Genomic DNA, 11,881 nt, shown 5'->3' with positions numbered 1-11,881 from the left:
GATGACGGACTTCGACTACATCATCGTCGGCGGCGGCTCCTCCGGCTGCGTGACCGCGGCAAAACTGGTTGGCGAACATGGCGCCCGCGTCGCACTCATCGAGGAAGGGCCGTCGAACCGCCATCCGCTGCTGCGCATGCCGGCCGGCTTCGTGAAGATGCTGAAGGGCAGCAAATACCTGACCTTCCACAAGACGGAACCGCAACCGCAGCTCGACGGCCGGTCGCACGACCTGCCGCAGGGCCGCGTGCTCGGCGGCGGCTCGACCGTCAATGCCATGGTCTACATGCGTGGCCGGCGGTCCGACTACGACGAATGGAACCACATGACGGAGGCCGGCCCCAACGGCATCGGCTGGAGTTGGGACGATATCCTGCCACACTACTGCCGGCAGGAAGGCAACCAGTCGCTCGCCGGCCCTGCGCATGGGACGGACGGGCCGCTGAAGGTCTCCAACCCGCGCCATATCGCCGAAATCTCCCATGTCTTCGTCAAGACGCTACAGGAGATGGGGCTGCCGCTGCGCAACGATTTCAACGACGGCACGCAGGCCGGCGTCGGCTACATGCAGACGACGATCGGCGGCGCCCGCCGCTGCGGGGCGGTCGAGGCCTTCATCGAGCCCGTGGCCACCAATCCGAAACTGACCGCCATGACCGGCGTGCGCGTCCTGCGTCTCCTCATCGAAGGCGGCAGGGCGGTGGGCGTCGAAATCGCAGAAGGCGGCCAGATCCGCAAGCTTCGGGCGGCAAACGAGGTCATCCTCACAGCCGGCGCCTTCGGCACGCCGAAAATCCTGATGCTCTCGGGCATCGGCCCGGCACGCGACCTGCGCCGACACGGCATCGCCATCGAGGCGGACCTTGCCGGCGTCGGCGAGAACCTGATGGACCACCACGAGGTTCCGCTGGTCGCTGCCACCCACGAAAAGCTCGGCTATTACGGCGAGGACCGCGGCCTGCGCATGCTCCGCAATGGCCTTCAATACATGCTGTTCGGCTCCGGCCCCGTTTCGACGAACGGCTGCGAGACCTGCGCCTTCATCAATCCGCTCGACCCCGCGGGCGAGCCGATGATCCAGTTTTACTGCGTTCCGACCGTCTATCTCGACCGCGACGTCATGGGTGTCGCGCCCACGGACGGCGTCACGCTCAACTCCTGCCTGCTGCAGCCGAAGGCGCGCGGCACGGTGCGCCTTCGCTCGGCCGATCCGGCAGCCCTGCCGATGATCAATTCCAATTATCTCGGCCATGAGGACGATATCCGCCACGAGATCGCCGGCCTGCGCTTTGCCCGCGAGGTGCTGAAAACCGGGCCGATGGCGAAGGTGATCAAGGGTGAGTTTTTCCCCGGTGAGGCCTTCCGCTCCGATGCCGAGCTGCTTGCCCATTGCAAGCGCACGGTCAAGACCAATTACCACCCCTGCGGCACCGCCCGCATGGGAGCCGAGGACGATCCGCTCGCCGTGCTGACGCCGGACCTGCGCGTCAAGGGCATCGAGGGCCTGCGCGTCTTCGACGTTTCCATGATGCCCCGCATTACCAGCGGAAACACCAACGCGCCCGCCATGGCGGTCGCAGATCGCGGCGTTGACATCATGATGGGTGCAGCATGACAAGAACCAACATTCACGACGGCGTCTACGCCGTGCTCTTTGCCCTGTTCGACGCGCAAGAGGCGCTCGATCACGGTGCGATGAAGGCGCAGGTCGAGTACTGCGTCGAGACCGGTTGCCACGGCATCACCGTCCTGGGACTGGCGACCGAGGTGCTCAAGCTCACCTTCGCCGAACGCTGCGCACTGGTCGAAACGACAGCACGCGCCAATGCGGGCCGGTTGCCGTTTTCGGTGACCATCGCCGGCAATTCGGTGGGCGAGCAGGTGGAGCTTGCAGCCTGCGCAGCAGCCGCAGGCGCGGACTGGCTCATCCTCCAGCCCCCGATGGTCGGCAGCTATGGCGCGGATGTCTATCTCGACTTTTTCGCCCGTGTCGCGACATCGACCACGCTGCCCGTCGCCGTGCAAAACGCACCGCAATATCTCGGCCGCGCCCTTTCCAGCGAAGACCTCGTCCGCCTGAAGCAACGGGCTCCCAACCTTGCCGCCGTGAAAGCCGAGGACGCGGCGCTCGGCCTGGCCCGCATCATCGACGTGGCGGGCGACAGCCTTGCGGTCGTCGGCGGGCGGGGCGGGCTGGAAATGACCGATGCCCTTCGCATCGGTTGCCGCGGTTTCGTGCTCGCACCCGACATCGCACCGGTCGCGGCCCGTATCCTCGACCTGTGGCAAGCGGACCGCCACGTGGAGGCCGAGGCGCTCTATGCCGCAGCGCTTCCCGCCGCCACCTTCGTCATGCAGTCGCTCGAACATCTCATCACCTACGGCAAGCGCATCCTCGGCGAAAATGCCGGTATCGCGATCCACGACCGAGCCCCGTGTCTGCCCGTCCAGCCCGTCGGGCTGTCGATCGCCCGGCAATGGTCCGAAACCCTTTCCCGTCTGCAACAGGAGCGGCCATGAGCGGCATCGTCCTCGACAATGGAACCCTTCGCCTGCGCCTCGAGCCTGATTTCGGCGGACGGGTAAGCGAACTCACCGATCTTACGACCGGCCGCAACTGGCTGGTTCCGGGGCCTGCAGTCGGCTCGCCCGCCCAGGATGCGACCTTTGGCGTCGAACAGGCACGCGGCTGGGACGAATGTTTTCCCTCCGCCGCGGCATGCGAGGTGAGCGCCTGGCCGATGACGCTTCGCGACCACGGCGAATTCTGGGGCCGCCAGGTCGACATGGAAGCGACGGACGAAAGCATCACGACAACCGGCCGGGCCGGCCCGCTCAGTTTCCAGCGTACCCTGACGCTCGATGGCAATCGCCTCACCCTCGTCTATCGCACCTCGAACGAAGGTTCGCTTGCGATGCCCTATCTGTGGTCCCAGCATCTTCTCATCGCACCGGAAGAGGGCGACCGGCTCCGCTTGCCGGGTATCGAAGCCCTGGACGCGGCCTTCCTCAGCCACAACGGGCACCTTCTTGCGAAGGGCCCCGTCACCTTCCCGGACCCGGGTCGGGATGGCCTGCCAGCCCTTGACCGGATCCATCCCCTGAAAACCCGTTTCGCCGCAAAATTCTTTGCCTCCGTGGAAGGGCTGGCCGAGGCGCGTATCGTCGGAGATCGCGGAACCTTCACTCTGCGCTGGAATGCGGAGGCTGCCGGGCATCTCGGCCTCTGGCTGGATTATGGCGGCTGGCCTGCCGAGGCGCCCGTCAGCCAGATTTCCCTCGCCCCCACCACGGCACCGATGGAGAGCCTTGCCGATGCGGTCGCCGGCGGCAAGGCCGTTTGGCTCCAGCCGGGCGAAACGCGGGAATGGAGCTTATCCATCAGCATCGAAGCGGCAAGGGAGAGCTGACATGTCAGAGGCGATCTATCCGGACCTCGAAGGTGCGTCCGTCTTCATCACCGGCGGCGGCTCGGGCATCGGCGCCGCCCTCACCGAGGGCTTCCTCCGGCAGGGCGCGCGGGTCGCCTTCTGCCAGCGCTCCGACGCCACCGCCTTCTGCGCCGCGATGGAGCAGAAGACCGGTCGGCGCCCTCTGTTCCTGCCCGCCGACATCAGCGATCTCGCCTCCCTGGAACAGGCGCTGGCTGCCGCCGCACAGGTTCACGGCCCGATCACCGTCCTCGTCAACAATGCCGCCAACGATCAGCGGCACGATACGCTCGCGGTCGACGAGATTTTCTGGGAACAGACGATGGCCATCAACCTGAAGGCCTATTTCTTCGCCTGCCGGGCCGTGCTTCCAGGCATGAAGGCGATGAACGGCGGCGCCATCGTGAATTTCACCTCGATCAGCTACATGATGGGCAACGCCGGCTATCCCGTCTATGTGACTGCAAATTCCGGCATCAACGGCATGACGCGGGCACTCGCCCGGGAGTTCGGGCCGGACCGAATCCGCGTCAACGCGCTCGCGCCGGGCTGGGTGCTGACCGACAAGCAGAAAGAGAAATGGGTCACCCCCGAGGCGCTTTCGGCCCATCTCGACCGGCAGTGCCTCAAGGACGCGCTGGCGCCGGAGGATATTGTTGGCGGCTGCCTGTTCCTCTCTTCGTCGGCGAACCGCATGATGACCGGTCAGGCCCTCGTCATCGACGGCGGTGTCGTCACCACCGGCTAGTTGCCATTGCACCCTGCTGGCGCGGCGTCTCCATCGGGGAGAAGCCGAAGCGCTTCTTGTAGCAGGTGGCGAAATACTGGCTGGAGGAAAAGCCGCAGTCATAGGCAACATTGGTGACGGATTGCTGGCCGCTCTCCAGGAGCTGCCGGGCAGCATTGAGCCGCAGCATCTGCAGGTAGCGCACCGGCGTCATGTTGGTCAGCACCTGGCAGTGCTGGGTGAACTGGGTGCGCGAGAGGTTGCACTCCGCTGCCATGTTCTCCAGCGTCCAGTCCTCCTCCAGCGCATGCCGAAGCCGCTTCAGGAAAATCTCCACCGTACGCTTGGAGCTTGCAAGCGCAAGGTCGAGCACGGGCGCCTCGTTCTCCAGCATCTGGCGGAACTGCAGCAACATCATCGAGATCAGCAGGCGCAGTCGCGCCTCGCCGCCCTCGATATCACCCGCGGCGACCACGTCATGGATATCCAGGAAGGTGCGGGCAACCTCGCGTGACGCAAGGTAGGAGATTTGCTCGTTTTTCGACAGGAGCTCGCTCAGCCGCTTGCGGTCCCGCTCCGGCCAGCCGATCCAGTCAGGCCAGAGCCAAGTCTCGTGCGGCCGACGCACACCCATGTCCATCAGCACCCAGATGATGTGGCTGGCACCAATGGTCGGGTCGCCGAGCGCATGGAGTTGCCACGGCCGCACCACGAACATCTGCCCCTCGTTGATCACCGTCTTGCGGCCATCCATCGTTATCGCAAGCGAGCCGCGCGCGAGATAGGCGATCTTGACGCCCTCGTTGCAATGCTCGCGCAGCCCCCAGTCCTGCGGCGTCGTCGCGTCCCAGCCACCGACCGAACAGACCTGCGGCAGCGCCTTGCCAAGATCGGTTCCGGGGTAACCGCGGCGCGTCCAGGCATTGAGTGCGACCTGCCCGGCAAGCGAGGCCTTCATCAGGTCCTGGCAATTTCCGGCATAGAGCAGGGCGCCCGGCTCGCGGAAAACTGCCGGCCGATTGACGGCCCGTTCGTTGCTGGCCTTGCTCATGGCTTCCCTCGGTATGTTTAAAATTTACCAGTCGTCCATTTCGAACGCCGGAAGCGATTTATTGCGCAATGCTGCGCCATCATCAAGCGTTAAACGGAGGCGCTGGTGATTTGCCATTGAAACTCAATGGCATGGAGGAAGAATCGGGAGGACAGCCAGTGCGGATAGGGTTCCACACGGACGCATTCAACTCGGCCTATTGGTCGTTCGAAAAATGCCTGCAGTGGGCGAGCGACAATGATGTGCACTTCATCGAGTGCGGCCTGATCGATGGCGTGAGCTGGATCCACGGCCTCGGCTACCAGCCCCATGTCGCCCTCTATGAGGACCCGGTTCTGCTGCGCCGGAAGATGGAACGGTATGATGTGCGCTTCTCTCAGGTCGATGCCGCCTATCCGCTCTCCGGCGCGGACGGCCCGCTCCGGGGCGTGCCCTATGTACTGAAATCGATCGCCTGGGCCGCGCAAGCCGGCAGTCCCTGCGTCGACACAACCGATGGCCTGCATATGCCGCCCGGGCTTACCGAAGAGGAAGCGATGGCGCTCATGAAGCGCAGCTACGAGACGATCATCGAGGTCGCCGAAGCGCACGAGATCGTCGTCAACATCGAACCGCACGGCCATTTCACGACACGTCCCGAATTCATGGCGCGCATGCTTTCCTTCGTGGATTCCCCATGGCTGCGCATGAACATGGATACCGGCAACACCTTCATCGCCGGCCAGGAGCCGGCGGAGTTCCTGCCGCTCTTCATCGACAAAGTCAGCCACGTTCATGTGAAGGATGTGTCGCAATCGTTGGCGGCAGCCGCGCGCGGCGGGCAGACGGGCATCGCGGTCAGCCATTGCGCGCTCGGCGACGGGGTCAATGCCGACAATATCAGGGCCTGCCTCGCCCAGTTGCGGGATCATGGATATGCCGGCGTCCTCAGTCTCGAATGCGAGGGGGCGGCGGGGCCGATGATCGAAAAATCACTGTCCTGGATTCGCGTAACCTGCCGCGACCTCGGCATCACATTGCATTGAGCATCTCATGAAACTTGGCATCAATCTCCTTTGCCTGACCGATTTCGTCGAGGACAGGCACCTAGCAAGCATCAGACGCTTGCAGTATCTCGGCTATGACGGCGTCGAAATCCCCGTCCTCAAGGGCAACGTCGCACATTACGAACGTCTCGGCCGGGAACTGGATGCCCTGGGCCTTGGCCGGTCGACCACATCGATCGTGCCGACGCCGGAGGCCAACCCCGTCAGCCCCGATGCCGAAATACGGGCGCGCGGCCTCACCCATCTCGACTGGGCGCTGGATTGCGCCATCGCGCTCGGCGCCGAAAGCATGGGCGGCCCGTTCCACGCGCCGATCGGCGTCTTCACCGGGAGCGGCCCCAGCGAGGACGAGTTGAAATACGGGGCGGACGCACACCGCGCGCTGGCCGAGCGGGCAGCAGCCCACGGCATGCATCTCAGCCTCGAGCCGCTGAACCGCTTCGAAACCTACTATCTCAACACGATGGAGCAGGCGCACGCCTACGTCGATCGGGTCGGGCATCCCGCCTTCAGGATCATGTACGACACCTTTCACGCCAATGTGGAGGAAAGCCGGCCGGAGGCGGCGATCCGTCTGATCGGTCGCGACATCGGCGTCTTCCATGTATCGGAGAACGACCGTGGTATCCCCGGGCGCGGGCACATAGACTTTCCCGCTATGTTCAGGGTGTTGAAGGAGATCGGGTATGACGGCTGGCTGACTCTGGAGGCATTCGGCGCGGGTCTGCCAGCCATCGCGACGGCGACCCGCGTCTGGCGGCCGCTGTTTCCCGACTTCGAGACGCTTTTCAGCGAAAGCGCAACGTTCATCCGCAAGACATGGGCAGCAGCATGAACCAGAACGTCCCTGCCATCGAGATGCGCGGCATCACCAAGAGCTTTCCCGGCGTGAAGGCGCTGAAAGGCGTCAGTTTCCTCGCCCGTTCCGGCGAGGTCCATGCCCTTGCCGGCGAAAACGGTGCCGGCAAGTCGACATTGATGAAGATCCTCTCCGGCCTCTACCGGCCGGATGACGGCGCTGTCGTCGTGGCGGGCGAGGAACGGCATTTCCTCCATCCGCTGGAAGCCATCCGCGCGGGCATCGCCGTCATCTATCAGGAATTCTCCCTGCTTCCGGAACGCACCGTCGCGCAGAACATCTTCCTCGGCCGGGAGCCGACCCGTCGTGGCTTCATCGACATCAGGGCGATGAACGAGGAGGCGCGGCGCGTGCTGGCGCTGTTCGGCTCGGCACACCGCATCGAGCCGGACACGGTCGTGGCCGATCTCGATGTTGCGAGCCAGCAACTCGTCGAGATCGCCAAGGCCGTGTCGCTCGAAGCGCGGGTCATCGTGATGGACGAGCCGACCGCAGCGCTCAACGAGGCCGAATGCGAGGTGCTGTTCGATCTCGTCGATACGCTGAAGGACCGCGGCGTCGCAATCATCTACATCACCCATCGCATGCGCGAGATCACCCGGCTTGCCGATCGCGTGACCGTGCTCAAGGACGGCGAGACGGCGGCGAGCTTCGACCATGTACCGGAACCCGACACGATCGTACGCGCCATGGTCGGCCGCGATATCGGCGACTTCTATGCAGAACCGGCAAGGCCGGAGGAAATCGGCGACATCGTGCTCTCCGTACGCAATGCCGGGAATGATCGGCTGAAAAACATCTCCTTCGCGCTACGCGTCGGCGAGATTGTCGGCTTTGCCGGTCTGCAAGGGGCAGGGCGGGTGGCACTCGCCCAGGCGATCTTCGGCCTTGCCCCCTTTGCCGAGGGCGAAGTCGTGTTTGCCGGAAAGCCGGCCCGCTTCACAAATCCGCGCGATGCGATCCGCGCCGGCATTGGCCTTCTGCCCGGCGACCGCAAGGCCGAAGCGCTCCTCCTGATGCAGTCGGTCATCGACAACGGCATGCTGACGGCACGCGCGCTTTCCGGCCTCGCCGGCAATGCCGATGCGACGCCGTTCGTCTCCACCGGGGCGATGGAAACACTGATGCGTGATCTCGACGTGCGTGCCGGCAGCCTTTCCCAGGACATCAAGGTGCTCTCCGGCGGCAACCAGCAGAAGGCCATCGTGGCACGCTGGCTGGCACTCGCGCCCCGACTGTTGATCTTCATCGAGCCGACACGCGGCATCGACGTCAACGCAAAGGCCGGCATCTACCATCTCATGCGAAACCTCGCCCGCAAGGGGGCGGCGATCATGATGGTCTCGTCCGACCTGCCGGAAGTGTTGGGCGTTGCCGACCGCATTCTCGTCATGCGCGCCGGCGAACTCGTTGCCGGCTTTGCCCGCGGGGTGACGGAAGCCGATGTCATGCTCGCCGCAACAGGCGAAGAGGCGGTGGCGGCATGAGCACGGCAAGCGTCACAAAGCGCCCGGCCTGGCGCATGGAACGGTACGCCCCGGCGCTGCTGCTGGGCGTGGCGCTTCTCGTCTATGTCGCGATCGCGCTCGGCCTCGGCCTGACGCGTTTCCTGACGCCCGAGGCCGGCATTGCGATCCTCAATCGATCCATCGCACTGGGCATCACCGCCGTTGGCCAGACCTTCGCCATCCTCGTCGGCTCGATCGACCTGTCAGTGGCGCACCTGATCTCCGCCTCGGCCGTCGTCGCCTCGGCCATCATGAACGGCGATCCGGCCATGATGCTGCCGGCCGTCCTCGCCGTTCTCGCAATGGGCGTGCTGGTCGGCACGCTGAACGGGCTGCTGATCACCCGGCTGGAGGTCAACCCGCTGATCGCCACGCTTGGCATGGCGCTCATCATCCAGGGCTGCCTTGCCTCCTTCCATGGGCGCTTCGGCGGCTCCGTACCGGATGCATTCCAGATTTTCGCCTATGGCACGGTGCTCGGCCTGCCGATCGGCCTGCTCGTGCTGGCGCTTCTCGTCGTTGCGGCTTGGGCGGTGCTGCGGTTCACCCGCTTCGGTTCCAACATCTATTCGGTCGGCGGCAACCGGGATACGGCACGCGCCGCCGGAATCAAGACGACCCGGGCGGTGATGGCCAGCCACATCATCTGCAGTCTCTGCGCTTCCCTGGCCGGCCTCTATCTCGCCAGCCGCCTCAAGTCCGGTTCGCCCTGGATCGGCACGGAGGGCGCCTACGACCTCGAGTCGATTGCGGTCGTCGTCATCGGCGGAACAATCCTCTCCGGCGGCAAGGGCGGGATCTGGGGCACCGTTGCCGGCGTCATCGTCTTCTCGCTGATCGACTCCATCTTCAATCTCGCCGGGGTCGACGCCTTCGCCAAGCAGGTCATGCGCGGCATCATCATCGTTGCGGCCGTCGCCTTCTACGCCGTGCGCTCCAAGAGGATAGTGGCATGATCCAGGATACCGCCGGCCCGGCAAGGACAGGTGGCGGCGCACGCCTGCCGAAGATCAATCCCGTCTTCTTCGTGCTCGCGGCGCTCATCGTCGCCATCACGCTGTCGAACCCGAATTTCGTCGAGCCTACAGGCTACATGAACTTCCTGAAGCGCGCGGCCCCGCTCGCCATCCTCGCCGCAGGGCAGATCTACGTCATTGTTTCCGGCGGCTTCGACCTCTCCGTCGGTTCGCTGATCACGCTGACCGTGGTCGGTTCGTCCATGCTGCTCAACAACAATGCCGATGCGACCTGGTGGGTCATCCCGGTCATGTACGCCATCGGACTTGCCGTCGGCGTGGTGAACGGCCTCGTCGTCAGCTTTCTGCGGGTGCCCTCGCTGATCGCGACGCTCGGCATGATGATCACGCTGAACGGGGCGGCCTTCATGTGGTCGAGCGGCTCACCGCGCGGCTATCTGCCGGAAACGTTCCGCTTCTTCGGGCGCACCAACATCCAGGGCATTCCGCTCATCCAGTTCCTGCCCATCGCTCTGCTTGTGTTGCTGGCCTTCGGGCTCTGCCTGTTCTGGCTCATGCACCGCACCAGCCTCGGCCGCATGCTGCACGCGATCGGCGACAACCCGCGGGCAGCGCAGATGTCGGGTGTTCCATTGGAACGGGTCCGGATCATCGCATTCGTCGTCTCGTCGCTGAGCGCGGTGACGGCCGGCATCCTGCTGGGCGGTTTCGCCGGTGTCTCGACCGATGTCGGCGTCGGCTACGAATTGCAGGCGATCACCGCCTGCGTCATCGGCGGGGCGCAGCTTCTTGGCGGGCGCGGCTCGGTGCCGGCCTCGATTGCCGGCGCGCTGACACTGACGGCCATCTTCACGCTGCTCAATTTCATCGGCTTGCCGAAGCCGATGCGCGACGTGGTGCAGGGCGTGATCCTGATCGTCGCCGTCGTGCTTGCCACCTACCGGCGCAACCGCGCCGGCGGGACCTGATTTCGCCGGCCGCAAGGCCGCCGGGAGGAACCTGAACATCATGATCAAATGGGAGTGAGACATGAAAAGACTGCTGACAGCCGCCCTTTCGGCGACCCTTATCGCCAGCACGGCACAGGCCCAACAGTTGAACTTCGACGACCCCGCCGAGTTCGACAAACAGCGCGCCCTACTGACGGCCAAGGCCAATGGCCCCGAGGGAGAGCCGTGGGCGCAATATTACGGTGACCAGATGGTCGACACCGCGCAGTACAAGAAGGAGGGCCCCTACACGATCTGCTTCTCCAATGCCGGCGTGAACAATGCCTGGCGCGTGACGGGCTGGACCAACATGCAGGCCGAGGTGAAGCTGCATCCCGAGATCAAGGAGCTCATCCATGTCGACGCCGAGGGCTCCGACGACAAGCAGATCTCCGACATCGACGACCTGATCAACGGCGGCAAGTGCTCGGTGCTGATCGTTTCGCCGAACACCACCGCGGCCCTGACCCCGGCCGTCGAGAAGGCCTGTGCCACGCTGCCGGTCATCGTCTTCGACCGCGGTGTCAACACCCGCTGCCCGGTGACCTTCATCCATCCGGTCGGCGGCTATGGCTTCGGCATCCAGGCTGGCGAATTCTTGGCGGCCAATGCCGCGGCCGGCGCCAACGTGCTGATGCTGCGCATCGTGCCCGGTGTCGACGTGCTCGAGACCCGGGCCTCGGCGGCAAAACGCGTCTTCAAGGAGAAAGGGCTGACGGTCATCGGCGAGGAATTCACCGAAGGCGACAATGCCAAGACCAAGTCGATCGTCGAGGACTACCTGCAGCGTGGAGCGATCGATGCTATCTGGATGGATGCCGGTGCGACGGCCGTCGCGGCGCTGGAGGCCTTCGAGGATTCCGGCCTGCCACTGCCGCTCATCACCGGCGAGGATCAGCAGGACTTTCTGGTGAAGTGGAAGCAGGAAGGCTTCAAGGCGATCGCCCCGACCTATCCCACCTATCAGTGGCGCACGCCGATTATCGCTGCAGTGAAGATCCTCAAGGGTGAGGCGGTGCCGGGCCCGGAATGGGTGATGCCGCAGCCGGCAATCACGGCCGAGACCCTCGACCAGTATGTCAACGACAAAATGCCGCCGCTGCATCATGCCATGTGCGGCTGCGAGAAACTGCCCGACTATCCGGCTGCCTGGGGCGGCCAGTAAGAGAAAGGGCGGGGCCGCGAACGCATGCGGCCCCGCCCGCCGAACACCACGGCGGAAACGCGTCGGGTATCGTACCCGGCGCGTCTTTGTGAGGCGGAAACAGCAGGGCATCCCTTGCGGACAGGCCT

At 64.7% G+C, this 11,881-nt stretch carries 11 protein-coding genes; 10 read left to right on the top strand and 1 reads right to left on the bottom strand.

Going from position 1 to position 11,881, the window contains the following annotated elements; genetic code table 11:
- The first annotated feature begins 1 nt into the window (after position 1).
- Genes EXZ48_RS22965 through EXZ48_RS22950 form a run of 4 tightly spaced genes read left to right on the top strand, consistent with a single transcriptional unit; the run spans position 2 to position 4,179 of the window.
- Positions 2-1,615, top strand: a complete 1,614-nt coding sequence (locus tag EXZ48_RS22965) for a GMC family oxidoreductase (protein WP_130518567.1) — start codon at positions 2-4, stop codon at positions 1,613-1,615.
- On the top strand, positions 1,612-2,520 hold the full coding sequence (locus EXZ48_RS22960) for a dihydrodipicolinate synthase family protein (protein ID WP_130518565.1): 909 nt from the start codon (positions 1,612-1,614) through the stop codon (positions 2,518-2,520). The genes EXZ48_RS22965 and EXZ48_RS22960 overlap by 4 nt, the downstream gene beginning before the upstream one ends.
- A complete protein-coding gene (locus EXZ48_RS22955; RefSeq protein ID WP_130518563.1) occupies positions 2,517-3,410 on the top strand; it encodes a hypothetical protein in 894 nt (297 codons plus the stop codon). Before EXZ48_RS22960 ends, EXZ48_RS22955 begins: the two co-directional genes overlap by 4 nt.
- A 1-nt stretch (position 3,411) precedes the next feature.
- Positions 3,412-4,179, top strand: a complete 768-nt coding sequence (locus EXZ48_RS22950) for an SDR family NAD(P)-dependent oxidoreductase (protein ID WP_130518561.1) — start codon at positions 3,412-3,414, stop codon at positions 4,177-4,179.
- On the opposite strand, the gene EXZ48_RS22945 is transcribed toward EXZ48_RS22950, so the two are convergent.
- A complete protein-coding gene (locus EXZ48_RS22945; RefSeq protein WP_130518559.1) occupies positions 4,166-5,209 on the bottom strand; it encodes an AraC family transcriptional regulator in 1,044 nt (347 codons plus the stop codon). The genes EXZ48_RS22950 and EXZ48_RS22945 overlap by 14 nt on opposite strands.
- Positions 5,210-5,367: 158 nt before the next feature.
- Between EXZ48_RS22945 and EXZ48_RS22940 the strand changes: the two genes are divergently transcribed.
- The 6 genes from EXZ48_RS22940 to EXZ48_RS22915 all read left to right on the top strand — a co-directional run bounded on the left by EXZ48_RS22940 (position 5,368) and on the right by EXZ48_RS22915 (position 11,753).
- Positions 5,368-6,234 carry a sugar phosphate isomerase/epimerase gene (locus EXZ48_RS22940; protein WP_165909388.1) on the top strand — a complete coding sequence of 289 codons (867 nt, stop codon included), beginning with the start codon at positions 5,368-5,370 and terminating at the stop codon, positions 6,232-6,234.
- Between the two features lie 7 nt (positions 6,235-6,241).
- Positions 6,242-7,090, top strand: coding sequence for a sugar phosphate isomerase/epimerase (locus tag EXZ48_RS22935; protein WP_130518555.1), 849 nt, complete (start codon positions 6,242-6,244; stop codon positions 7,088-7,090).
- Complete coding sequence (locus EXZ48_RS22930; RefSeq protein ID WP_130518553.1) at positions 7,087-8,601, top strand: sugar ABC transporter ATP-binding protein; 1,515 nt, start codon at positions 7,087-7,089, stop codon at positions 8,599-8,601. Before EXZ48_RS22935 ends, EXZ48_RS22930 begins: the two co-directional genes overlap by 4 nt.
- Positions 8,598-9,578: an ABC transporter permease gene (locus EXZ48_RS22925; RefSeq protein WP_130518551.1), complete on the top strand. Its 981-nt coding sequence runs from the start codon at positions 8,598-8,600 to the stop codon at positions 9,576-9,578. The genes EXZ48_RS22930 and EXZ48_RS22925 overlap by 4 nt, the downstream gene beginning before the upstream one ends.
- Positions 9,575-10,567 carry an ABC transporter permease gene (locus EXZ48_RS22920; protein WP_024270085.1) on the top strand — a complete coding sequence of 331 codons (993 nt, stop codon included), beginning with the start codon at positions 9,575-9,577 and terminating at the stop codon, positions 10,565-10,567. Before EXZ48_RS22925 ends, EXZ48_RS22920 begins: the two co-directional genes overlap by 4 nt.
- Before the next feature lie 61 nt (positions 10,568-10,628).
- Positions 10,629-11,753: a substrate-binding domain-containing protein gene (locus EXZ48_RS22915; RefSeq protein WP_130518549.1), complete on the top strand. Its 1,125-nt coding sequence runs from the start codon at positions 10,629-10,631 to the stop codon at positions 11,751-11,753.
- The last annotated feature ends 128 nt before the right edge of the window (positions 11,754-11,881 follow it).

Origin of the sequence: Shinella sp. JR1-6, from assembly GCF_004284735.1 — a bacterium.
Taxonomy (GTDB): Bacteria; Pseudomonadota; Alphaproteobacteria; order Rhizobiales; family Rhizobiaceae; genus Shinella.
Note: the sequence above shows the minus strand (reverse complement) of the source record. Positions and strands in the feature narration are given on the sequence as shown.

What these genes read in the sequence shown, in the direction of transcription:
- EXZ48_RS22965 (WP_130518567.1), top strand. Translation starts at nt 2, where the DNA reads ATGACGGACTTCGACTACATCATCGTCGGCGGCGGCTCCTCCGGCTGC.
- EXZ48_RS22960 (WP_130518565.1), top strand. Translation starts at nt 1,612, where the DNA reads ATGACAAGAACCAACATTCACGACGGCGTCTACGCCGTGCTCTTTGCC.
- EXZ48_RS22955 (WP_130518563.1), top strand. Translation starts at nt 2,517, where the DNA reads ATGAGCGGCATCGTCCTCGACAATGGAACCCTTCGCCTGCGCCTCGAG.
- EXZ48_RS22950 (WP_130518561.1), top strand. Translation starts at nt 3,412, where the DNA reads ATGTCAGAGGCGATCTATCCGGACCTCGAAGGTGCGTCCGTCTTCATC.
- EXZ48_RS22945 (WP_130518559.1), bottom strand. Translation starts at nt 5,209, where the DNA reads ATGAGCAAGGCCAGCAACGAACGGGCCGTCAATCGGCCGGCAGTTTTC.
- EXZ48_RS22935 (WP_130518555.1), top strand. Translation starts at nt 6,242, where the DNA reads ATGAAACTTGGCATCAATCTCCTTTGCCTGACCGATTTCGTCGAGGAC.
- EXZ48_RS22930 (WP_130518553.1), top strand. Translation starts at nt 7,087, where the DNA reads ATGAACCAGAACGTCCCTGCCATCGAGATGCGCGGCATCACCAAGAGC.
- EXZ48_RS22925 (WP_130518551.1), top strand. Translation starts at nt 8,598, where the DNA reads ATGAGCACGGCAAGCGTCACAAAGCGCCCGGCCTGGCGCATGGAACGG.
- EXZ48_RS22920 (WP_024270085.1), top strand. Translation starts at nt 9,575, where the DNA reads ATGATCCAGGATACCGCCGGCCCGGCAAGGACAGGTGGCGGCGCACGC.
- EXZ48_RS22915 (WP_130518549.1), top strand. Translation starts at nt 10,629, where the DNA reads ATGAAAAGACTGCTGACAGCCGCCCTTTCGGCGACCCTTATCGCCAGC.